General features: G+C 42.2%; 30 protein-coding genes. 28 read left to right on the plus strand and 2 right to left on the minus strand.

Annotated elements, in window-relative coordinates:
- The first annotated feature begins 3 nt into the window (after window positions 1-3).
- The 26 genes from rpsC to EZV76_RS05660 all read left to right on the plus strand — a co-directional run bounded on the left by rpsC (window position 4) and on the right by EZV76_RS05660 (window position 16250).
- Complete coding sequence (rpsC, locus tag EZV76_RS05535; RefSeq protein ID WP_136565619.1) at window positions 4-723, plus strand: 30S ribosomal protein S3; 720 nt, start codon at window positions 4-6, stop codon at window positions 721-723.
- A gap of 19 nt (window positions 724-742) precedes the next feature.
- Entirely contained in the window at window positions 743-1162 is a 420-nt protein-coding gene (gene rplP, locus EZV76_RS05540; RefSeq protein WP_136565620.1) for a 50S ribosomal protein L16, read from the plus strand.
- Between the two features lie 19 nt (window positions 1163-1181).
- Window positions 1182-1373, plus strand: a complete 192-nt coding sequence (gene rpmC / locus EZV76_RS05545) for a 50S ribosomal protein L29 (protein ID WP_116218585.1) — start codon at window positions 1182-1184, stop codon at window positions 1371-1373.
- Window positions 1374-1386: 13 nt separating this feature from the next.
- Window positions 1387-1644, plus strand: a complete 258-nt coding sequence (rpsQ, locus tag EZV76_RS05550) for a 30S ribosomal protein S17 (protein WP_014032003.1) — start codon at window positions 1387-1389, stop codon at window positions 1642-1644.
- A 2-nt stretch (window positions 1645-1646) separates the two neighbouring features.
- Entirely contained in the window at window positions 1647-2015 is a 369-nt protein-coding gene (gene rplN / locus EZV76_RS05555; protein ID WP_106145060.1) for a 50S ribosomal protein L14, read from the plus strand.
- A 16-nt stretch (window positions 2016-2031) separates the two neighbouring features.
- Window positions 2032-2343 (plus strand): 50S ribosomal protein L24, encoded by a 312-nt coding sequence (rplX, locus tag EZV76_RS05560; protein ID WP_136565621.1) that lies wholly within the window; start codon window positions 2032-2034, stop codon window positions 2341-2343.
- A gap of 2 nt (window positions 2344-2345) precedes the next feature.
- Window positions 2346-2897 carry a 50S ribosomal protein L5 gene (rplE, locus tag EZV76_RS05565; RefSeq protein ID WP_136565622.1) on the plus strand — a complete coding sequence of 184 codons (552 nt, stop codon included), beginning with the start codon at window positions 2346-2348 and terminating at the stop codon, window positions 2895-2897.
- A gap of 1 nt (window position 2898) precedes the next feature.
- Window positions 2899-3168 (plus strand): 30S ribosomal protein S14, encoded by a 270-nt coding sequence (gene rpsN / locus EZV76_RS05570; RefSeq protein WP_116218582.1) that lies wholly within the window; start codon window positions 2899-2901, stop codon window positions 3166-3168.
- Between the two features lie 18 nt (window positions 3169-3186).
- Complete coding sequence (gene rpsH, locus EZV76_RS05575) at window positions 3187-3585, plus strand: 30S ribosomal protein S8 (protein ID WP_136565623.1); 399 nt, start codon at window positions 3187-3189, stop codon at window positions 3583-3585.
- Between the two features lie 18 nt (window positions 3586-3603).
- A complete protein-coding gene (rplF, locus tag EZV76_RS05580; protein WP_136565624.1) occupies window positions 3604-4146 on the plus strand; it encodes a 50S ribosomal protein L6 in 543 nt (180 codons plus the stop codon).
- Window positions 4147-4157: 11 nt separating this feature from the next.
- Window positions 4158-4511 carry a 50S ribosomal protein L18 gene (gene rplR, locus EZV76_RS05585; RefSeq protein ID WP_136565625.1) on the plus strand — a complete coding sequence of 118 codons (354 nt, stop codon included), beginning with the start codon at window positions 4158-4160 and terminating at the stop codon, window positions 4509-4511.
- A gap of 7 nt (window positions 4512-4518) precedes the next feature.
- Window positions 4519-5043, plus strand: a complete 525-nt coding sequence (gene rpsE, locus EZV76_RS05590; protein WP_136565626.1) for a 30S ribosomal protein S5 — start codon at window positions 4519-4521, stop codon at window positions 5041-5043.
- A 13-nt stretch (window positions 5044-5056) separates the two neighbouring features.
- A complete protein-coding gene (rpmD, locus tag EZV76_RS05595) occupies window positions 5057-5236 on the plus strand; it encodes a 50S ribosomal protein L30 (protein ID WP_207211079.1) in 180 nt (59 codons plus the stop codon).
- A gap of 13 nt (window positions 5237-5249) precedes the next feature.
- Window positions 5250-5702, plus strand: a complete 453-nt coding sequence (rplO, locus tag EZV76_RS05600; protein WP_136565627.1) for a 50S ribosomal protein L15 — start codon at window positions 5250-5252, stop codon at window positions 5700-5702.
- 13 nt (window positions 5703-5715) lie between these two features.
- Complete coding sequence (gene secY / locus EZV76_RS05605; protein ID WP_136565628.1) at window positions 5716-7059, plus strand: preprotein translocase subunit SecY; 1344 nt, start codon at window positions 5716-5718, stop codon at window positions 7057-7059.
- Window positions 7060-7062: 3 nt separating this feature from the next.
- Window positions 7063-7278: a translation initiation factor IF-1 gene (gene infA / locus EZV76_RS05610; protein ID WP_008613577.1), complete on the plus strand. Its 216-nt coding sequence runs from the start codon at window positions 7063-7065 to the stop codon at window positions 7276-7278.
- A gap of 5 nt (window positions 7279-7283) precedes the next feature.
- Window positions 7284-7400 (plus strand): type B 50S ribosomal protein L36, encoded by a 117-nt coding sequence (ykgO, locus tag EZV76_RS05615; protein WP_013621733.1) that lies wholly within the window; start codon window positions 7284-7286, stop codon window positions 7398-7400.
- 2 nt (window positions 7401-7402) lie between these two features.
- Window positions 7403-7777 (plus strand): 30S ribosomal protein S13, encoded by a 375-nt coding sequence (gene rpsM / locus EZV76_RS05620; protein WP_116218574.1) that lies wholly within the window; start codon window positions 7403-7405, stop codon window positions 7775-7777.
- 107 nt (window positions 7778-7884) lie between these two features.
- Window positions 7885-8277, plus strand: a complete 393-nt coding sequence (gene rpsK, locus EZV76_RS05625; RefSeq protein ID WP_136565629.1) for a 30S ribosomal protein S11 — start codon at window positions 7885-7887, stop codon at window positions 8275-8277.
- Between the two features lie 103 nt (window positions 8278-8380).
- Window positions 8381-8986 (plus strand): 30S ribosomal protein S4, encoded by a 606-nt coding sequence (rpsD, locus tag EZV76_RS05630; RefSeq protein WP_136565630.1) that lies wholly within the window; start codon window positions 8381-8383, stop codon window positions 8984-8986.
- 21 nt (window positions 8987-9007) lie between these two features.
- Complete coding sequence (locus tag EZV76_RS05635; RefSeq protein WP_116218571.1) at window positions 9008-10000, plus strand: DNA-directed RNA polymerase subunit alpha; 993 nt, start codon at window positions 9008-9010, stop codon at window positions 9998-10000.
- Window positions 10001-10061: 61 nt separating this feature from the next.
- Window positions 10062-10562, plus strand: a complete 501-nt coding sequence (rplQ, locus tag EZV76_RS05640; protein ID WP_129653234.1) for a 50S ribosomal protein L17 — start codon at window positions 10062-10064, stop codon at window positions 10560-10562.
- A gap of 98 nt (window positions 10563-10660) precedes the next feature.
- Entirely contained in the window at window positions 10661-11773 is a 1113-nt protein-coding gene (gene carA, locus EZV76_RS05645) for a glutamine-hydrolyzing carbamoyl-phosphate synthase small subunit (protein WP_136565631.1), read from the plus strand.
- 118 nt (window positions 11774-11891) lie between these two features.
- Complete coding sequence (gene eno / locus EZV76_RS05650) at window positions 11892-13184, plus strand: phosphopyruvate hydratase (protein WP_136565632.1); 1293 nt, start codon at window positions 11892-11894, stop codon at window positions 13182-13184.
- A gap of 118 nt (window positions 13185-13302) precedes the next feature.
- Entirely contained in the window at window positions 13303-14844 is a 1542-nt protein-coding gene (locus tag EZV76_RS05655) for a glycogen synthase (protein WP_136565633.1), read from the plus strand.
- Window positions 14845-14966: 122 nt separating this feature from the next.
- Window positions 14967-16250, plus strand: coding sequence for a citrate synthase (locus tag EZV76_RS05660; protein WP_136565634.1), 1284 nt, complete (start codon window positions 14967-14969; stop codon window positions 16248-16250).
- A gap of 70 nt (window positions 16251-16320) precedes the next feature.
- Here EZV76_RS05660 and EZV76_RS05665 read toward each other — a convergent pair whose 3' ends face one another.
- Window positions 16321-16782, minus strand: coding sequence for a hypothetical protein (locus tag EZV76_RS05665; RefSeq protein ID WP_136565635.1), 462 nt, complete (start codon window positions 16780-16782; stop codon window positions 16321-16323).
- Between the two features lie 285 nt (window positions 16783-17067).
- Between EZV76_RS05665 and EZV76_RS05670 the strand changes: the two genes are divergently transcribed.
- On the plus strand, window positions 17068-17982 hold the full coding sequence (locus EZV76_RS05670; protein WP_136565636.1) for a dimethylarginine dimethylaminohydrolase family protein: 915 nt from the start codon (window positions 17068-17070) through the stop codon (window positions 17980-17982).
- Window positions 17983-18049: 67 nt separating this feature from the next.
- A complete protein-coding gene (ctlX, locus tag EZV76_RS05675) occupies window positions 18050-18955 on the plus strand; it encodes a citrulline utilization hydrolase CtlX (RefSeq protein WP_136565961.1) in 906 nt (301 codons plus the stop codon).
- A 678-nt stretch (window positions 18956-19633) separates the two neighbouring features.
- Here the strand turns inward: ctlX and EZV76_RS05680 are convergent.
- The gene (locus EZV76_RS05680; RefSeq protein WP_136565637.1) at window positions 19634-20290 is read right to left on the minus strand and encodes a DUF2306 domain-containing protein; all 657 of its coding nucleotides are present in this window, start codon (window positions 20288-20290) and stop codon (window positions 19634-19636) included.
- Between the last annotated feature and the right edge of the window lie 45 nt (window positions 20291-20335).

Raw genomic sequence — 20335 nt, forward strand, 5'->3', positions numbered from 1 at the left:
AATATGGGACAGAAGACCAATCCAATAGGAAATCGCTTAGGAATTATCAGAGGATGGGAATCCAACTGGTACGGAGGAAACGATTACGGCGATAAGCTGGCTGAGGACGATAAAATCAGAAAATACGTCCATGCGCGTTTGGCAAAAGCTAGCGTGTCTAGGGTGATTATAGAAAGAACCTTGAAATTGATCACCATTACCATTACCACCGCAAGGCCAGGTATCATTATTGGTAAAGGAGGGCAAGAGGTAGATAAACTTAAGGAAGAGCTTAAGAAGATTACCAACAAAGAGGTTCAAATCAATATTCATGAAATCAAAAGACCTGAGCTTGATGCAAATTTGGTTGCTGCCAGCGTAGCAAGGCAGATTGAGAGCAGGATTTCATATCGTAGAGCCATTAAAATGGCCATTGCGGCTGCAATGCGTATGAACGCTGAAGGGATAAAGATTCAGATTTCTGGACGTTTGAACGGAGCTGAGATGGCGCGTTCAGAGTCTTATAAGGAAGGAAGGATTCCATTGTCCACTTTCCGTGCCGATGTTGACTATGCCTTGCATGAAGCGCACACTACCTACGGTAGGCTTGGGATCAAGGTTTGGATCATGAAGGGAGAAGTTTATGGTAAAAGAGAGCTTTCCCCATTGGTAGGATTGAGCAAGAGTCAAGGAGGAAAAGGCGGTAAACAAGATGGTGGTAAAAAGCCACGCCGTAGAAAGTAATAAGATAAAGTAAGGTAAGATGTTACAGCCAAAAAGAACAAAATTTCGTAAGGCCCAGAAGGGGCGTATGAAGGGTAACTCACAGAGAGGGCACCAACTTTCCAATGGAATGTTCGGTATCAAGTCCATGGATTCCCACTTCATTACTTCCCGTCAGATAGAGGCTGCGCGTATTGCTGCGACAAGGTACATGAAAAGACAAGGTCAGTTGTGGATCAAAATATTCCCGGACAAACCCATTACCAAAAAGCCTCTTGAGGTACGTATGGGTAAAGGTAAGGGTGCTCCAGAATATTGGGTAGCTGTTGTGAAACCTGGAAGAATCATGTTCGAAGTTGCCGGGGTACCAATGGATGTGGCCAAAGAAGCCCTTAGGCTAGCGGCCCAGAAATTGCCGGTCAAAACCAAGTTTATCGTAGCTAGGGATTATTCCGCTTAATTTTTAATTGAGAAGAAAGATGAGACAATCAGAAGTAAAAGAACTTTCAATTGAAGAGCTAAAGGAGAAGTTGGCCGAGTTCAAAAAACAGCATGCCGACCTTAAAATGGCCCATGCCGTTACTCCTTTGGAAAATCCTTTACAGATCAGAAAAGCAAGAAGGACGGTAGCACGACTTGCAACAGAATTAACTAAAAGGGAATTACAATAATTGGTTCTGCCTTATGGAAAACAGAAATTTAAGAAAAGAAAGAATAGGCGTTGTTACCAGCAACAAAATGGAGAAATCAATTGTGGTTTCTGAGGTGAAGCGAGTAAAGCACCCTATGTACGGTAAATTCGTTTTGAAGACCAAGAAATATGTTGCCCATGATGAAAAGAATGATTGCAACGAAGGCGATACCGTTAAAATAATGGAAACCAGGCCATTGAGCAAAACCAAATGCTGGAGGTTGGTAGAAATCCTTGAAAGAGCTAAATAATTATGGTACAGCAAGAATCACGATTAAAGGTTGCGGACAATACTGGAGCGAAAGAAGTTCTGACTATCCGCGTACTCGGAGGAACAAAAAGAAGGTATGCTTCGTTGGGTGACAAAATTGTTGTTACCGTAAAGGAAGCTACTCCAAACGGTACTGTAAAGAAAGGTTCTGTTTCCACTGCTGTGGTTGTTCGAACCAAAAAAGAGGTCAGAAGACCTGACGGTTCTTACATCCGTTTTGATGACAATGCTTGCGTATTGTTAAACCCTACTGGTGAGATGAGAGGAACCCGTGTCTTTGGACCGGTTGCAAGGGAGCTTAGGGACAAGCAGTTTATGAAGATTGTTTCATTGGCACCCGAAGTGCTGTAAAAGAAATACCAGAGAGATGAAGTTGAAAATAAAAACAGGGGATACGGTAAGAGTCATTGCGGGCGACCACAAAGGCAGCGAAGGAAAAGTGCTTCGTGTAGACCGTGAAAAGAACAAAGCTGTAGTGGAAGGCATCAATATGGTGTCCAAACACGAAAAGCCAAGTGCAAACAACCCTCAAGGAGGCATAACAAAAAAGGAAGCCCCCATGCATATTTCAAACCTTTCTTTGATCGATCCAAAATCTGGAGACACTGCCAGAGTTGGCTACGAAGTAAGGGATGGAAAGAAAGTAAGGTTTTCCAAAAAATCCAATGAAGTAATTTAGTCATGAGTTATATACCAAGATTAAAGCAGGAATATAAAGAGCGTGTAGTAAAGGCGCTTACCGAAGAATTCGGTTACAATAACGTAATGCAGGTTCCCAAGTTGGAAAAAATTGTTGTAAGCCGTGGGGTTGGAGCAGCTGTTTCCGATAAAAAGCTTATTGACCATGCTGTTGACGAGCTTACCAATATTACTGGCCAAAAGGCAGTCTCTACTCTATCAAAGAAAGACGTTGCCACGTTTAAATTGAGAAAGGGAATGCCAATCGGTGCCAAAGTGACATTGAGAGGGGAGCGCATGTACGAATTTTTGGATAGACTGATTACATCTGCCCTTCCTAGGGTAAGAGATTTCCAAGGTGTTAAAGCTACTGGTTTTGACGGTAGGGGAAATTACAATCTAGGAATCACAGAGCAGATTATTTTCCCAGAGATCAACATTGATAGAATCAATAGAATCAACGGGATGGATATTACATTTGTTACTTCGGCCCAAACCGATAAAGAAGCAAAATCATTGTTAACCGAACTGGGAGTACCCTTTAAAAAGAATTAATATGGCCAAGGAATCAATGAAAGCCCGCGAAAGAAAAAGGGCAAAGATGGTTGCAAAATATGCCGAGAAAAGAAAGGCGCTAAAGGAGGCTGGAGATTACGAAGCTCTTCAGAAGTTGCCTAAGAATGCATCTCCGGTACGTATGCGTAACCGTTGTAAATTGACAGGAAGACCAAGAGGTTATATGAGAACTTTTGGAATATCAAGGGTTACTTTCAGGGAGATGGCCAATCAAGGTTTGATACCAGGAGTTAAAAAGGCAAGTTGGTAATTTAGATAAAGAAAAGAAATGCTTACAGATCCAATTTCAGATTATTTGACCAGAATCAGAAATGCCAACATGGCAGGTCATAGGGTAGTGGACGTTCCCGCTTCCAATCTAAAGAAACAAATTACCAAAATATTGTTCGATCAAGGCTATATTTTGAGTTACAAGTTCGAGGATGACGGTGCACAAGGGAACATCAAGATAGCCCTTAAGTACGATAAGTTTACCAAGGAGCCAATTATTAAAAAACTGCAGAGGGTGAGTAAGCCGGGTCTGCGTAAATATGCAGGTTCAGGTGAATTGCCAAGGGTCTTGAACGGCTTGGGTATTGCCATTGTATCTACATCACACGGTGTAATGACCAGCAAGCAGGCCAAACAAGAGAATGTTGGTGGTGAGGTATTGTGCTACGTATATTAATAGAGAAAAGAGAAGAAAATGTCAAGAATAGGTAACAGTCCAGTTGCAATTCCAGAAGGGGTCACCGTAGAGGTGAAAGAAGCCTTGGTTACCGTTAAAGGTAAAATGGGAGAGCTTTCCCAAGATTTCGCTGGGGTTGACGTAAAGGTTGAGGATGGCAATGTTTTGGTAGAAAGACCCTCCGATTCCAAAGAACACAAAGCAAAGCATGGGTTATATCGTGCCCTTATTGCCAATATGGTAAAAGGAGTCTCTGAAGGATGGATCAAGGAATTGGAACTTGTAGGTGTTGGATACAGAGCCAGCAACCAAGGTCAAAAATTGGACTTGGCACTAGGATTCTCCCACAATATCATTTTGGACATTGCTCCAGAAGTGAAGGTAGAGACCATTTCTGAAAAAGGGAAAAACCCTATCGTAAAACTAACTTCCCATGATAAACAATTGGTAGGTCAGGTTGCCGCCAAGATACGATCCTTCCGTAAGCCAGAGCCTTACAAAGGAAAAGGTGTCAAGTTTGTGGGTGAACAATTGAGAAGAAAAGCAGGTAAATCAGCTTAATAATTAAGACTATGGGATTATCTAAGACTGAAAGAAAGTTACGCATCCGAAGAAGAATACGAAAAGTATCGTTCGGAACTGAGGCAAGACCAAGGTTGTCTGTCTTTAGAAGCAATAAAGAAATATATGCCCAGTTGATCGATGACAACAAAGGGGTTACCTTGGCAGCAGCCTCATCGAGAGATAAGGATGTTGATGCCAAAGGAACAAAAACCGAAGTTGCCAGCACAGTGGGTAAGGCCATAGCGGAAAAAGCCCTAAAATTGGGGATTGAGACCGTAGCTTTTGATAGAGGTGGAAACCTATATCACGGAAGAGTTAAATCATTGGCTGAAGGAGCTAGGGAAGCAGGACTAAAATTCTAATAAGACTATGTACCAGAATTACAAGAACGTAGAGATAGTAAAGCCAGGAGGACTTGAGTTGAAAGACCGTTTGGTTGGTGTACAACGGGTTACCAAAGTAACCAAGGGTGGTAGAGCTTTTGGTTTTTCAGCGATAGTTGTTGTTGGTGATGAAAACGGTGTTGTTGGACATGGTTTAGGGAAATCCAAAGAAGTTGCCACTGCAATTGCGAAGGCCATTGAGGATGCCAAAAAGAACTTGGTTCGTATTCCTTTGACCAAAGCTACGCTTCCCCACGAACAAAAAGGAAAATATGGCGGTGCAAGGGTTTTCATTAAGCCTGCATCACACGGTACCGGGGTAATCGCTGGTGGAGCCGTAAGGGCCGTATTGGAAGCTGTTGGGGTACATGACGTATTGTCCAAATCCCAAGGTTCATCCAACCCACACAATGTGGTAAAAGCTACCTTTGATGCCTTGTTGCAGTTGAGGAGTGCCGATACCGTGGCCAAGCAAAGAGGAGTTTCTTTGGAAAAAGTCTTTAAAGGATAAACACGAGGATATTATGTCAAAGATTAAGGTTACACAAGTAAAGAGCGCTATCAAAAGGACACAGGACCAAAAAAGGACTTTGGAGGCCCTAGGACTGCGCAAGATTGGGCATGTTGTTGAACACGAAGCAACACCCAGTATCCTTGGAATGGTAAATAAGGTAAAACACTTGGTTTCCACAGAGGAAGCTTAAAATATAACGGAACATGGATTTACACAATCTTAAACCAGCGGATGGCGCTGTTCACAAAGAGGGAAAACGCTTAGGTAGAGGAGAAGGCTCCGGTAAAGGAGGTACTGCTGCCCGTGGACACAAAGGTGCCAAGTCCAGATCAGGATATTCCAAAAAGATTGGTTTTGAAGGAGGTCAAATGCCTTTGCAAAGACGTGTCCCCAAGTTTGGGTTCAAAAACATCAACAGAAAGGAATATAGAGGAATCAATCTTGGAAAACTACAAGAATTGGTGGACAATGGTACTGTGAAAAAAGAAGTTACTTTGGACACTCTTGTAGAAAACGGATTGGCCCACAAAAATGACTTGGTTAAGATTTTGGGTGACGGTGAATTGAAAGCCGGCCTAAAAGTATCTGTACATAAATTTACGGCTTCCGCCAAAGCTGCCATAGAAGCTGCCGGAGGAGAAGCAATAAATTTATAAGCAATAGTATAGCATGAAGAAATTTATTGAGACCATATCGAATATCTGGAAAATCGATGAGCTGAGACAACGTATCATCCTTACCCTTGGGTTGTTGTTGGTATACCGTTTCGGTACCCGAATTGTACTTCCTGGTATTGATACAGCCCAATTGACCCAGTTGGCCTCGAGTACCGATTCAGGTATTTTGGGAATTCTTAATGCTTTTACTGGAGGTGCTTTTGCCAATGCATCCGTTTTTGCATTGGGGATTATGCCCTACATCTCCGCATCCATTGTGGTGCAGTTGATGGGGATTGCCATTCCTTACCTGCAAAAATTGCAGAAAGAAGGAGAAAGTGGTAGAAAGACCATCAACCAAATTACACGGTGGTTGACCATAGGTATATGTATCGTTCAAGCTCCGGCATACTTGTACGGACTTGGTGCTCTTGGGGTTCCAGATAGTGCCTTTGTATTGGGTAAAGGTTTGGACTTTATTGTTCCAGCTGTGATTATTTTGGTAACTGGATGTGTTTTTGCCATGTGGTTGGGTGAAAAAATCACTGATAAAGGTATCGGAAACGGTATCTCCCTATTGATTATGATTGGTATTATCGCTACCATGCCACAGTCCTTTGTTCAAGAATTTATTTCAAGGACTACCAATAACACAGGAGGTATCATGTTTATGTTGATCGAGGTAATTGTATGGTTCTTGGTCATCTTGGCGAGCGTCCTTTTGGTGATGGCGGTAAGACAGATTCCAGTACAATATGCAAGAAGAACAGCTTCAGGTGGATACGAGAAAAACGTAATGGGAGCACGCCAGTACATTCCTTTAAAATTGAATGCCTCTGGAGTAATGCCTATCATTTTTGCCCAAGCGATTATGTTTGCACCCAGTTTGTTGGGTAGAACATTTAACAATACAGCCGTGGGACAATGGATGGAGGTTCAGTTTGCTGATATTTTCGGTTTGGCCTACAACATCCTATTTGGAGTATTGATCATCATTTTCACATACTTCTATACAGCTATCACCGTGCCTACCAATAAAATGGCCGATGATTTGAAAAGAAGTGGTGGTTTCATTCCCGGTATAAGACCTGGAAAGGAAACAGGGGATTATTTAGACAAGATCATGTCTTTGATTACCCTTCCAGGATCTGTATTTTTGGCACTTTTGGCAGTGTTGCCAGCGGTTGTGGTAAAGTTGATGGATGTTCAGGCTGGATGGGCACTGTTCTACGGAGGAACATCGTTGTTGATCATGGTAGGTGTGGCAATAGATACCGTACAGCAAGTGAACTCGTATTTGTTGAATAGACATTACGACGGTTTGATGAAAACCGGAAAGAATAGAAAAGTAGCATAATTTATGGCAAAGCAGCCAGCAATAGAACAAGACGGATCTATCATTGAAGCATTGTCAAACGCAATGTTCAGGGTAGAATTGGAAAACGGGCACGTGGTAACGGCACACATCTCCGGAAAAATGAGAATGCACTACATCAAGTTGCTTCCCGGGGACAAGGTAAAGTTGGAAATGAGTCCATACGATTTAACGAAAGCAAGAATTACTTATAGATACTAATTACGATGAAAGTAAGAGCATCAATAAAGAAGAGGAGTGCCGAATGCAAGATAGTTCGCAGAAAAGGCAGATTGTACGTAATCAACAAAAAGAATCCTAGATTTAAACAAAGACAAGGGTAATTATGGCAAGAATTGCAGGTGTAGATATACCTAAACAAAAGCGTGGCGTTATTGCACTTACCTACATCTTCGGAGTAGGTAAAAGTAGGGCGCAAGAGATTTTGAAGACCGCCCAAGTAAGTGAGGATACAAAAGTTTCGGAATGGAACGATGATGAAATCGGTCGTATCAGGGAAGCTGTTTCCGCTTATACCATTGAAGGTGAACTTCGCTCAGAGACCCAATTGAACATCAAACGATTGATGGACATCGGTTGTTACCGTGGAATTCGCCACAGAGCCGGATTGCCGCTTAGGGGTCAACGTACCAAGAACAACTCTAGGACCAGAAAAGGAAAAAGAAAAACAGTTGCCAACAAGAAGAAAGCAACTAAATAATAAGCAGATATAGTCATTAGTTAGTATTTAGACGTTAGAAGAATCTGTTTGAAATGTAAAAGTCTAGGATTCCAATAACTAAGAGCTAACACTAGAAACTAAAAAATATGGCAAAGGCAAGTACCAAAACAACAAAAAAGCGTAAGGTTATCGTCGAATCTACCGGCGAAGCACACGTTGTTGCATCTTTCAATAACATCATCATATCGCTTACCAATAAAAAAGGTGATGTGATTTCATGGTCTTCCGCAGGAAAAATGGGATTCCGTGGTTCCAAAAAGAATACTCCATATGCTGCTCAGGTGGCTGCAGAGGATTGTTCCAAGATTGCCCATGAAGCAGGGTTGCGCAAAGTTAAGGTGTATGTAAAGGGACCAGGAAATGGTAGAGAGTCTGCCATCCGTTCCATCCACAATTCAGGTATTGAAGTTACCGAGATTGTAGATGTTACCCCACTTCCACACAACGGTTGTAGACCTCCTAAAAGAAGAAGAGTTTAATTTTAAGTATATTCAACGGCCCAATAGGGTCTTCACTGAAGGTGCAGTTAGATTATCGAAGGATAAGCCTTAATTCATAATCGCACTTTCCAATTTAAAGAAGATGGCAAGATACACAGGACCAAAAACAAAGATCGCTAGAAAATTTGGAGAAGCGATTTTCGGGGACGACAAGTCTTTTGAAAAGAAAAATTATCCTCCAGGACAACACGGTAACAACAGACGCCGTGGTAAAAAATCAGAATACGCCATTCAGTTGGCAGAAAAGCAAAAAGCCAAGTATACCTACGGCATTTTGGAACGTCAGTTCCGTAATCTGTTTACAGAGGCCAAAAGAAAAGAAGGGGTAACGGGTGAAATACTTTTACAACTATGTGAATCCCGTCTGGATAACGTTGTGTACAGATTGGGTATTGCCCCATCAAGAAGGGGAGCTCGCCAGTTGGTATCTCACCGTCATATTACCGTTAACGGTAATGTGGTAAATATTCCTTCCTACTCCCTTAAAGCAGGCGATGTAGTGGGAGTTAGGGAAAAATCAAAATCCGTTCAGGCTATCGAAGATTCTTTGGCCAACAACAGCAGTGTATACGAGTGGATGACTTGGAATTCCGAAAAGAAAGAAGGAACCTATGTTTCCATTCCGGAAAGAATCCAAATCCCTGAAAATATCAAGGAGCAATTGATCGTCGAATTGTACTCTAAATAAGAATTCAACATTAATCCAATTATGGCATTACTTAATTTTCAGAAGCCCGATAAAGTTATAATGATCGATTCAACAGATTTCGAAGGGAAATTTGAATTCCGCCCTTTGGAACCTGGCTATGGATTAACAGTTGGGAATGCGCTGAGAAGGGTATTGCTTTCCTCTTTGGAAGGTTTTGCCATCACTTCTGTGCGCATAGATGGAGTTGAACATGAGTTTTCTGTTATCCCAGGCGTTGTTGAAGACGTAACTGAAATCATTTTGAACCTTAAGCAGGTTCGTTTTAAAAGACAGATTGATGATGTTGAGAGCGAGACTGTTTCCATTTCCGTTAGCGGAAAGGAACAATTGACCGCCGGTGATTTCCAAAAATTCATCTCAGGATACCAAGTGCTCAACCCAGAGTTGGTGATCTGTAACATGGATCCCAAAGTGAGCATCAACCTTGAGATCGTTATAGAAAAAGGACGTGGTTACGTTCCTGCCGAGGAAAACAAAAAATCCAATGCACCTTTGGGAAGCATTGCCGTGGATTCCGTTTACACTCCGGTGAAAAACGTAAAATACAGCATTGAGAACTTCAGGGTAGAGCAAAAGACCGATTACGAAAAATTGGTTTTCGAGATTCTTACCGATGGTTCCATCCACCCAAAAGATGCTTTGACCGAAGCTGCCAAAGTTTTGATCCATCACTTTATGTTGTTCTCCGATGAGCGCATCACCCTTGAGGCTGATGAAATTGCACAAACAGAGACCTACGATGAGGAATCTTTGCACATGCGTCAGTTGTTGAAGACCAAATTGGTAGACATGGACCTTTCCGTAAGGGCCTTGAACTGCCTTAAAGCTGCCGAAGTGGATACTTTGGGAGACTTGGTTTCCTTCAACAAGAACGATTTGATGAAGTTCAGGAACTTTGGTAAAAAATCCTTGACCGAATTGGAGGAGTTGGTCATCAACAAAGGCCTACAATTTGGCATGGACCTTTCCAAATACAAATTAGATAAAGATTAATAATCATATTTTGCTCTCCCAATAACGTAGGGATTTGGTAGCAAGATGATAAATTGAAACAATGAGACACGGAAAGAAGTTTAATCACTTAGGAAGAAAATCGGCCCACAGAAAGGCCATGTTGGCCAATATGGCTTGCTCACTAATAGAGCACAAGAGAATCAACACCACAGTTGCCAAGGCCAAGGCTTTGAAACAGTTTGTTGAGCCCTTGATCACCAAGGCCAAGACAGAGAACAACCAAACTGCCGAAAAAGGCATGCACAACAGAAGGATTGTTTTCAGCAGCCTAAGAAACAAGGAGGCCATTACAGAACTTTTTGGAAGCGTAGCTGAAAAAGTTGCTGATAGACCAGGAGGATATACCCGAATCATCAAATTGGGTAACCGTCTAGGGGATAACGCCGATATGGCCATGATAGAGTTGGTAGATTTCAATGAGCTATACAACGCAGGTCAGCCTAAGAAGAAAACCACAAGAAGAAGTAGAAGGGGAGGAACTAAGAAAGCTGAGCCTGTTGCGCCAGTGGCCGAAACCAAAACCGACGATTCTGAAGAATAAGAAGAATGTTATTAACTATTGTATTAGTGGAAAAAGGATAAGTGAGAACTTATCCTTTTTTTATGTTTTTTTGTCAAAACTGAAATTAGAGCACACAAATGAAGTATCACGCGAAAAAAAGAGCATTACTATTGTTGGCCGATGGAACCATTTTTTATGGTAAGGCCGTGGGAGGAAAAGAAGGCACCGCTGTAGGAGAGGTATGTTTTAATACCGGGATGACCGGTTATCAGGAAATTTTCACAGACCCCTCTTATTTTGGGCAACTTATGGTGACCACCAATGCCCACATTGGAAACTATGGCACACATGCCGATGAGATCGAGTCTGACTCCGTAAAGATTGCCGGCCTTATCTGTAAAAATTTCAGTTATGAATACTCCAGGCCCAGCGCCAATATGAGTCTATTGGAGTTCTTGGACAAGAACAACCTTTTGGCCATTTCGGATGTGGATACCCGTGCTTTGGTAAGTTACATCAGGGACCATGGAGCCATGAACGCTTTGATATCTACCCGTGTGGATGAAATAGATGCCCTAAAGGAAGAGTTGAAGAGCGTTCCAAGTATGGAGGGTTTGGAACTTTCCTCCAAAGTCTCCACCAAAGAGCCGTATTACTATGGCGATGAGAATTCAACATACAAAATATCCGCTTTGGATATCGGGATCAAAAAGAACATATTGCGAAACTTGGCGAAAAGAGGAGCTTACATCAAAGTTTTTCCATACAACACCTCTTTTGAGGAAATGAAGGAATGGAACCCAGATGGGTATTTCATCTCCAACGGACCTGGTGATCCAGAACCGTTGACGGATGCCATTGCCGCAGCCAAGAAAATGATTAATTCAGATAAACCACTCTTTGGGATTTGTTTGGGGCACCAAGTATTGGCCTTGGCCAATGGGGTTTCCACCTATAAAATGTACAACGGGCACAGGGGTATCAACCATCCTATCCTTAATTTGGTGACTGGGAAAGGGGAAATCACTTCGCAAAACCACGGTTTTGCCATCAACAGGGAGGAGACCGAGGCCCATCCGGATTTGGAGATTACCCACACCCATTTGAACGACCAAACGGTGGCAGGGATTCGGATGAAGGACAAAGAGGTTTTCTCGGTACAATATCACCCAGAAGCCAGCCCAGGACCACATGATGCCGATTATCTTTTCGACCAGTTTTTTGATGCAATCAAGACTGGGAAAAACTAAAACGTTATAGTTTATTTTTAGGTTATTTAGTACGTTTTATGGGCCTTGAGATAGGGTTAAAGGGACTCCTTTTTGTATCTTAGCCCAATTAATAGAAACCACAAACATTTAGTTAAAAATGAGCATTATTATCAACATTCATGCAAGACAGATATTGGATTCACGAGGAAATCCAACGGTAGAGGTAGATGTAGTTACCGAAAATGGAATTTTGGGAAGGGCTGCGGTACCTTCAGGAGCCTCAACAGGAGAGCATGAAGCTGTTGAGCTTAGGGATGGAGGAAACTCATATATGGGTAAAGGTGTTGCCAAGGCCGTGGAGAATGTCAATTCAATCATTGCCGAAGAATTGGTGGGTGCCTCTGTGTTTGAGCAGAACCTTATAGACCAGACCATGATAGCGTTGGATGGAACAGCCAACAAATCCAAACTCGGCGCCAATGCCATTCTAGGGGTTTCCTTGGCCGTGGCCAAAGCTGCTGCCAATGAATTGGGGATGCCATTGTATCGTTACATAGGTGGCGTAAGTGCCAACACACTTCCTGTACCCATGATGAACATTATCAATGGTGGTTCGCATTCAGATGCTCCTATCGCATTTCAAGAATTTATGGTAATGCCGGTCAAGGCCAAAGATTTTAGCCATGCCATGCAAATGGGGACCGAGATTTTCCACAACCTGAAAAAAGTATTGCACGATCGTGGTTTGAGTACTGCTGTTGGTGATGAAGGTGGTTTTGCACCTACTTTGGAGGGAGGTACCGAAGATGCTTTGGATACCATTGCCAAAGCCGTTGAAAAAGCAGGATACAAATTGGGCGATAATGTCATGATCGCTTTGGACTGTGCTTCTGCGGAGTTTTATGTGGATGGTAAATACGATTATACCAAGTTTGAAGGAGATAAGGGTGTTGTAAGAACATCGGAAGAACAGGCGCAGTACCTTGCAGACCTTTGTGAAAAATATCCAATCATCTCCATTGAGGACGGAATGGATGAAAATGACTGGGATGGATGGAAAATGCTTACCGATAAAGTTGGAGACAAGGTACAGTTGGTTGGGGACGATTTGTTCGTGACCAATGTGGAGCGTTTGTCTAGAGGTATAGAGAACGGTATTGCCAATTCCATCTTGATCAAAGTGAACCAAATAGGTACGCTTACAGAGACCATCGCTGCCGTGAACATGGCTAAAAATGCCGGATATACTTCAGTAATGTCGCACCGTTCCGGGGAGACCGAGGACAATACCATTGCCGATTTGGCCGTGGCATTGAACACAGGACAGATCAAGACCGGTTCTGCCTCAAGAAGTGACCGTATGGCAAAATACAACCAATTGTTGCGTATTGAGGAAGAATTGGGAAGTGTTGCTTACTATCCTCAAGAAAAAGCCTTCAAGGTAAAGTAAATCATAATGTTTTTTTAGCATAAAAAAGCCTTTCTCGACAGAGAAAGGCTTTTTATTTGTAACAGTAGCAAACTTTCTATAAATTAATGTTTGAAACTAATCAAACTAAAATGGACCTATGAACAACTTCCTTTTTGTTGCAGCGGAAAATGATGGACTGGCCAATTGCAAGGCTGGCGGAATGGGCGATGTGGTACGGGATGTGCCACGGATGATTTCTGAACGTGGAGATAAGGTGCATGTTATCGTTCCTTCCTACGGGAGGCTACATCAAGGGGGATTGCTCAAGACAAACCTGAATTTCAGCTTACGGGGCTTGGGGTATATGGCAGAGCTGTATGAGGTGAAGCCAAAAAAGGAATATCCAAATATTGTGCACTATGTGTTGCACCACCCAGAGATTGAGGCTGGGGATATCGCCCATATTTACCACAACGATCCAGAAGAACCTTTTTACACCGATGCCATAAAGTACTTCATTTTCTGTACCGCAGTGGCCGAAGCCATTAAAAAAGGAGCTTTTGGGGATTTGGATGTGGTGCACTTGCACGATTGGCATTCCAGCCTTCTGTTGTTTTTAAGACAATATCACCCTGAGTACAAGAATCTAAAGGATATTCGGTTTGTGTATAGCATCCATAATCTGGCCATTCAGGGAATACGCCCCTTTGATGATAATTATTCTTCAGTTAAAAACTGGTTTCCCAATGTACCCATAGATTATAAAGGGCTCATGGATTATCGGTACAAGGACTGTATCAATCTTATGGCTGTAGGAATCCGTTTTGCCGATGCGGTGCATACGGTTTCTCCCTCGTACAAGGAAGATATTTTATTGCCAAGTTCGCCCCCAGAATTTATAGGAGGTGAAGGATTGGAAAGAGATTTGCAAAAGGCCGATGAGGAAGGAAGGCTGTTTGGAATCCTCAATGGATGCAATTACAAGAACATCAACCAAGAGTCAAAAGGGTTCATATACAGGAACACGGTAAAAGCCTTGTTTAAATGGCTACAAGAAGAGTCCAAAAAATACAAGGCAGATTTTCTGGCCCATACGGGGGAGAAAATCATGGAATATGTAGATAATAGACCCAAGTTCATTGCATCAAGTGTGGCCCGGTTAACGGAGCAAAAGTTCTATTTCTTTATGAGGTCTCCTGAAGCCTTTGTGGAAGTCCTTAAGAAACTGGAAAAAGTGGATGGCATTTTTATGTTGCTGGGGACTGGTGCACCGGAATATGAAGAACTCTTCAGAAAATTGAGCTACGAGCACAAAAACTTCATTTTTACCAATGGGCAATCTGAAAATTTGATTGACTCCATTTATTTGGAATCTGACCTTTATTTTATGCCCAGTCTTTTTGAGCCCTGTGGTATAAGCCAGATGTTGGCCATGCGCAACGGAAACCCCTGTTTGGTACACAATACAGGAGGGTTGAAGGATACGGTAAAACATATGAAGACAGGTTTCAGCTTTGATGGTGAAAACTATGATGAAAAAATAAAGAACATGTTGGATGTGCTAGATGAGGCACTGGATGTTTATGTAAACGATAAACCAACCTGGAAGAAAATCCAGGCTTCAGCCAAACGTATGCGATTTACTTGGAAGAAGTCGGTGGATGAGTATTATAAGGTCTTGTATCGATTAGATTCATAACAATTTTTTGGCAATTGATATTTTACTGTTAATACCAACACAAATGGTCATTGTAAATTGTTAATGATTCCGCTTTTTCGTATTTTTCCACTTCTATTTTTACTAATCTATTAAAACATAAAATGTCGGATACAGCTATACTCGAATATGGAGGGAAACGGTATGAATTTCCCGTGGTGAAAGGTACTGAAGATGAATTGGCAATTGATATAAAAAGCTTGAGGGCAGAAAGTGGGATAGTGACTCTGGACCCAGGGTACAAGAATACAGGATCCTGCGAAAGTGCCATCACCTTTTTGGACGGAGAAAAAGGGATTCTAAGGTATCGTGGGTACTCCATTGAAGAGCTGGCAGAAAAGGCCGACTTTTTGGAAGTGGCATATCTGTTAATTTTTGGCGAATTGCCCAATAAAGAACAGTTAGAAAAATTCCATAGTGATATCAAAGAGGAATCACAAGTGGATGAAGAGATGAAGAAAATCTTGGACGGCTTTCCAAAATCCGCCCATCCAATGGGGGTGCTATCATCACTTACCAGTGCCTTGGTAGCTTTTAATCCTAGCTCGGTGGATGTCTCTTCCGAAAGCGCCATGTACAACTCCATTGTACGTATTTTGGCAAAGTTTCCAGTGCTAGTGGCATGGACCCAGCGTAAGAAAAAGGGATTGCCATTGGACTATGGTGATGACACTTTGGGATATGTAGAGAATATTCACAAGATGATGTTCAAAAGACCCAATCAAGAGTATAAAAAAGACCTTATCGCCATTAATGCATTAGATAAGTTGTTGATTTTGCATGCAGACCATGAACAGAACTGTTCTACATCAACTGTTCGTATAGTTGGATCATCTCATGCAGGTCTCTTTGCGTCACTTTCAGCAGGGATTTCTGCCCTTTGGGGACCACTGCACGGTGGGGCCAATCAAGCTGTTTTGGAAATGTTGGAAGCCATTCAGGAAGATGGAGGTGATACTAAAAAATACATGGCCAAGGCCAAGGATAAGAACGACCCTTTCAGATTGATGGGTTTTGGGCACCGAGTGTACAAAAATTTTGATCCAAGAGCAAGGATCATCAAAAAAGCTGCGGACGAGGTGTTGGGCAACTTAGGGATAGATGATCCCATTTTGGACATTGCCAAAGGATTGGAAAAAGAAGCGTTGGAGGATAAATACTTTGTGGACCGCAAGTTATACCCCAATGTGGACTTTTACTCAGGAATCATTTATCGCGCTTTGGGAATCCCTACCGAAATGTTCACCGTTATGTTTGCCTTGGGTAGATTACCTGGTTGGATTGCACAATGGAGAGAAATGCGATTACGCAAGGAACCTATAGGAAGACCCCGACAGGTGTATATAGGCGAAAACTTGAGGTCTTTTGTGCCATTGGAGAAAAGATAAAAACAGAAGGATATCGAAAATAAAAAAGGCGATTGAATTATTTCAATCGCCTTTTTTCTTGGGACTTTTTTCAGGGGGCACCAATGTCGGAATCAAGGTTTAACAATCTATCATTCTCATAGCATAATCGCATAATTTCACGATGGTAGTGTTCTTGTATTTCAGATATTTCATGGTTCAAAATCAAATCCTTGGAGTGTTGAAATTGTTTGTGCAAAAAATCATGAGCATCTATATAGCTTAAATTTTTAAGTGTGGAATCCAAAGAGGAACCATACTTTTTAATGGATGCTTCAACCTTTTCCATATCCCGGCCGCTTTCCTTAAAAGCGTTGACAAACTTTGTAACTGCCTTTACGGGAAAATCCTCCTCGGCAATACATTCCTTAAATTTGGCGGAATATACCATAGGCTGTTGTTGTCCGGAGTTTGGACGACTTGTAAAAAGGTCTCCATAATGCGCTGCGTTGATCTGGCCAAGGACCGCGATCAAACCAGCAATCAAAACGGAAGAAAATACAATTCTTTTCATTTGTAAGAAAAATCTTAATACAAATGTAATAATAAAAAAGGTAATATCCACATTTATTCATTAAAAAAGAACATTAAGAGGTAGGTTTTAATGACATGATAATCAAAGTATTGTGATTTTTTAAGATTGTTGATCCCTATTGGGAAAAACATATAGAGTGGTTAGGCTTTTTTTCTTTTCCTACAAATGGGAAATAGGTAGTAAAACACTAGATTTGCCTTAAATTTTTTATGGAAAAACCCCATTTGCCTTGATGTATATGGAGGTAGAATAGTGAAAATCGGTATGATGCAATTGAACATTGTTGATGAAACCAGCCCATTAAAGGCAGTGATTTTAGGAACAGCTAAGAGCTGCGGACCTGTGCCCAGCCCAGATGAGGCATATGACCCAAAATCCTTGGAGCATATTTTAGCAGGAACATATCCTAAAGAAGCAGATATGGAAAAGGAGATGGATGCCTTTGCCAAGGTATTCCAAAAGTATGGTGTGGAGGTATATCGCCCAGAGATATTGCAGAACTGCAATCAGATTTTTGCCCGTGACATTGCTTTTGTGATTGAGGATAAGCTTTTTCACGCCAATATCCTTCCCGATCGCGAACGGGAGTTTGTGGCCATTCATGAGGTGTTGGACAAGATAGACCCCAACAAGGTCATTCGCCCTCCGGAAGAAGTCCATATTGAAGGAGGGGATGTAATGCCCTGGAACGATTATATCTTTATCGGAACTTATACCGGACCGGATTACCCGGATTATATCACTGCACGTACCAACAGGGAAGCCGTGGAGTACATCCGAAGGATGTTTCCCTACAAAACCGTAAAGTCTTTTGAACTACGAAAATCCAACACCGACCCAAAGGAAAATGCCCTGCATTTGGACTGCTGTTTTCAGCCTGTGGGAAAGGATAAGGCCATTTTGCACCGAAATGGATTTCTGTTGGAAGAGGAATACCAATGGTTGGTAGACCATTTTGGAAAGGACAATGTTTTTGAGATTAACAAAGACGAGATGTACCAAATGTTCAGCAACGTATTTTCCATTTCCCCCGAAGTGGTGGTATCCGAAAAAGGATTTACCCGACTCAACAACTGGTTACGGGAACAAGGTTTTACGGTAGAGGAAATCCCCTATGCCGAAATCGCCAAACAAGAGGGACTACTTCGGTGCAGTACCATGCCTTTGATTCGGGAATAATACCCACCTTTGTCTAGAAAACTTAACAAAACAAGCATTGAGAACACAGATTACCAATACCATTCTCATGATTCGTCCGGTGGCTTTCCGGATGAACGAACAAACGGCCGTCAACAATTATTTTCAGGAAGACCTTGACCTAAAGAACACAGAAATAAACCAGAAAGCTCAACAGGAGTTTGATGCTTTTGTGCAAGAACTTCGGAATCACGGGGTCCATGTCGTCGTGGTGGACGATATCAAGGAACAGGACACCCCGGATTCCATTTTTCCGAACAACTGGGTTTCCTTTCATGAAGACGGAACGGTTTGCGTATATCCCATGTTTGCTGAAAACCGAAGAAAGGAACGCCGGGAAGACATTTTGGACATTCTGGAGCAGCAAGGCTTTGCCATCAACAATGTCATGGACTATACCGAAGCGGAGGAAGAGGGCGTGTTTTTGGAGGGAACAGGGAGTATCCTTTTGGACCGTGTTAATCAAAAGGCGTATTGTGCGCTGTCCGAACGGGCCCATGAGGAACTTTTTATTGAGTTCTGTGAGGATTTTGACTGTTTCCCTGTCATTTTTACGGCTAATCAGACCGTGGACGGGCAGCGTTTGCCCATTTACCACACCAATGTGATGATGGCCATGGCCGAGACCTTTGCGGTGATTTGTTTGGCTACTATCGATGACAAAAAGGAACGCAAGAATGTAGTAGACCATCTTAAGATGGACGGTAAGGAAATCATCGACATTACCGAGGAACAGATGTACCACTTTGCTGGGAACATGCTCCAAGTAATAGGGGCCAATGACCAACGTTTTATGGTGATGAGTTCAGCCGCCTACAACAGTCTTCGTGATAATCAAATCAAGACCATTGAAAAGCATTGCGCCATCATTCACAGTCCGTTGGATACTATCGAGACCTGCGGTGGTGGCAGTGCCCGTTGCATGATGGCGGAGGTTTTTTTGCCAAAGAAGTAGCCGTCACCCTGAACTCGTTTCAGGGTCGCATCTCTTATGATGTTAGTTTTTATTTGTCATTCTGAGCAAAGCGAAGAATCTCTTCTGAGGTTTTGACACGAATGGCACCAATTTTCTCGAATGCTCTGGGTCATTTCGAACCAATGTGAGAAATCTCCTTTTGGGGTTTGACACGAATTACACGAATTTTCTCAAAAACCTTATGTCATTTCGAGCGCAGTCGAGAAATCTATTTTGGTTTGACAAGAATTGCACCAATTTCCTCGAATGCTCTTTGTCATTTCGAACCTTGTCCTGAGGGTGGCCGAAGGAGCTGTGGGAAATTATTTTGGTTTGACACGAATGACACGAATTATCTCTAATGCCCTATGTCATTCTGAGCCCTGTCCTGAGACTATGGCGAAGGAGCTGCGAAGAATCTCATCTTGGATGGGATTTCTCAATCAATGCTTTGCATCTCATATCGAAATGACGTTTTGCATGGTTTTGTCATTTCGAGTGCATGCGAGAAATCTATTTTGGGTTGACACGAATGGAACGAATTTTCACGAATCCCCAATGTCATTCTGAACCCTGCCCTGAACATAAGGCGAAGGAGCTGTGAGAAATCTGTTGGATGGGATTTCTCAATCGATGCGCTGCATCTCATTTCGAAATGACCAATGACTGGATTGGAGTTTATTTTCTTGAAGTTTTCAGCAGCTTCTTCAATTGAGGCCGCCAGCTCAAAAAGAACTCAGTAATCATCAAAGGGTATACCCAACAAATCCATTCGTAAATGGTATACCGCATGGTTTCGTCCTCAATAAAACTAAAGATTCCGGTAAAGTAATCAACCTCTGGCAGCAATCGGATAAAAACAAAGGCAAGCCCGCAAACATAACTACGGATCATAAATTCTTTATGCACCTTCACATTGCGTTTTCGGATGCTGATATAGGCCATGATTGTGGTAAAGATCCAGATAGTGGCCAATAAGGCCAAGGATGGAATGGCACCGGGTAAAGAATAGGTGGTCACCAAAAGCACATATACTGTTAGTGCGGAAACCAGCGACCCGATAATATAGATTTTGCCAGAAATCCTATGAAACTTTAAAAATCGGTTTCGGATGTAAGGTATAAATTGCAGGGGGCCGAGAAAAAGGGTAGTTGCAGCTGGAGCAAAATGTGCAACCAGCCACCATTTGTATTTTAATTTTACTTCGCTTACTTCAGACGGGTTATAGAAAATATAACTTTCAACATTGGTAAGGTAATAATAGGTCGATACAAGGAGTACAATGCCCCAGAAAAATAAGTTCCCCAACAGTATTTTACGCTTTCTCGTTAACATATTTAAAAGTATTAGGTTAACCTAGCGGGGAACTTCTTTAAATAT

It is taken from the genome of Flagellimonas alvinocaridis (assembly GCF_004916895.1).
GTDB classification, from domain to species: domain Bacteria; phylum Bacteroidota; class Bacteroidia; order Flavobacteriales; family Flavobacteriaceae; genus Flagellimonas; species Flagellimonas alvinocaridis.

What these genes read in the sequence shown, in the direction of transcription:
- rpsC (WP_136565619.1), top strand. Translation starts at nt 4, where the DNA reads ATGGGACAGAAGACCAATCCAATAGGAAATCGCTTAGGAATTATCAGA.
- rplP (WP_136565620.1), top strand. Translation starts at nt 743, where the DNA reads ATGTTACAGCCAAAAAGAACAAAATTTCGTAAGGCCCAGAAGGGGCGT.
- rpmC (WP_116218585.1), top strand. Translation starts at nt 1,182, where the DNA reads ATGAGACAATCAGAAGTAAAAGAACTTTCAATTGAAGAGCTAAAGGAG.
- rpsQ (WP_014032003.1), top strand. Translation starts at nt 1,387, where the DNA reads ATGGAAAACAGAAATTTAAGAAAAGAAAGAATAGGCGTTGTTACCAGC.
- rplN (WP_106145060.1), top strand. Translation starts at nt 1,647, where the DNA reads ATGGTACAGCAAGAATCACGATTAAAGGTTGCGGACAATACTGGAGCG.
- rplX (WP_136565621.1), top strand. Translation starts at nt 2,032, where the DNA reads ATGAAGTTGAAAATAAAAACAGGGGATACGGTAAGAGTCATTGCGGGC.
- rplE (WP_136565622.1), top strand. Translation starts at nt 2,346, where the DNA reads ATGAGTTATATACCAAGATTAAAGCAGGAATATAAAGAGCGTGTAGTA.
- rpsN (WP_116218582.1), top strand. Translation starts at nt 2,899, where the DNA reads ATGGCCAAGGAATCAATGAAAGCCCGCGAAAGAAAAAGGGCAAAGATG.
- rpsH (WP_136565623.1), top strand. Translation starts at nt 3,187, where the DNA reads ATGCTTACAGATCCAATTTCAGATTATTTGACCAGAATCAGAAATGCC.
- rplF (WP_136565624.1), top strand. Translation starts at nt 3,604, where the DNA reads ATGTCAAGAATAGGTAACAGTCCAGTTGCAATTCCAGAAGGGGTCACC.
- rplR (WP_136565625.1), top strand. Translation starts at nt 4,158, where the DNA reads ATGGGATTATCTAAGACTGAAAGAAAGTTACGCATCCGAAGAAGAATA.
- rpsE (WP_136565626.1), top strand. Translation starts at nt 4,519, where the DNA reads ATGTACCAGAATTACAAGAACGTAGAGATAGTAAAGCCAGGAGGACTT.
- rpmD (WP_207211079.1), top strand. Translation starts at nt 5,057, where the DNA reads ATGTCAAAGATTAAGGTTACACAAGTAAAGAGCGCTATCAAAAGGACA.
- rplO (WP_136565627.1), top strand. Translation starts at nt 5,250, where the DNA reads ATGGATTTACACAATCTTAAACCAGCGGATGGCGCTGTTCACAAAGAG.
- secY (WP_136565628.1), top strand. Translation starts at nt 5,716, where the DNA reads ATGAAGAAATTTATTGAGACCATATCGAATATCTGGAAAATCGATGAG.
- infA (WP_008613577.1), top strand. Translation starts at nt 7,063, where the DNA reads ATGGCAAAGCAGCCAGCAATAGAACAAGACGGATCTATCATTGAAGCA.
- ykgO (WP_013621733.1), top strand. Translation starts at nt 7,284, where the DNA reads ATGAAAGTAAGAGCATCAATAAAGAAGAGGAGTGCCGAATGCAAGATA.
- rpsM (WP_116218574.1), top strand. Translation starts at nt 7,403, where the DNA reads ATGGCAAGAATTGCAGGTGTAGATATACCTAAACAAAAGCGTGGCGTT.
- rpsK (WP_136565629.1), top strand. Translation starts at nt 7,885, where the DNA reads ATGGCAAAGGCAAGTACCAAAACAACAAAAAAGCGTAAGGTTATCGTC.
- rpsD (WP_136565630.1), top strand. Translation starts at nt 8,381, where the DNA reads ATGGCAAGATACACAGGACCAAAAACAAAGATCGCTAGAAAATTTGGA.
- EZV76_RS05635 (WP_116218571.1), top strand. Translation starts at nt 9,008, where the DNA reads ATGGCATTACTTAATTTTCAGAAGCCCGATAAAGTTATAATGATCGAT.
- rplQ (WP_129653234.1), top strand. Translation starts at nt 10,062, where the DNA reads ATGAGACACGGAAAGAAGTTTAATCACTTAGGAAGAAAATCGGCCCAC.
- carA (WP_136565631.1), top strand. Translation starts at nt 10,661, where the DNA reads ATGAAGTATCACGCGAAAAAAAGAGCATTACTATTGTTGGCCGATGGA.
- eno (WP_136565632.1), top strand. Translation starts at nt 11,892, where the DNA reads ATGAGCATTATTATCAACATTCATGCAAGACAGATATTGGATTCACGA.
- EZV76_RS05655 (WP_136565633.1), top strand. Translation starts at nt 13,303, where the DNA reads ATGAACAACTTCCTTTTTGTTGCAGCGGAAAATGATGGACTGGCCAAT.
- EZV76_RS05660 (WP_136565634.1), top strand. Translation starts at nt 14,967, where the DNA reads ATGTCGGATACAGCTATACTCGAATATGGAGGGAAACGGTATGAATTT.
- EZV76_RS05665 (WP_136565635.1), bottom strand. Translation starts at nt 16,782, where the DNA reads ATGAAAAGAATTGTATTTTCTTCCGTTTTGATTGCTGGTTTGATCGCG.
- EZV76_RS05670 (WP_136565636.1), top strand. Translation starts at nt 17,068, where the DNA reads ATGATGCAATTGAACATTGTTGATGAAACCAGCCCATTAAAGGCAGTG.
- ctlX (WP_136565961.1), top strand. Translation starts at nt 18,050, where the DNA reads ATGATTCGTCCGGTGGCTTTCCGGATGAACGAACAAACGGCCGTCAAC.
- EZV76_RS05680 (WP_136565637.1), bottom strand. Translation starts at nt 20,290, where the DNA reads ATGTTAACGAGAAAGCGTAAAATACTGTTGGGGAACTTATTTTTCTGG.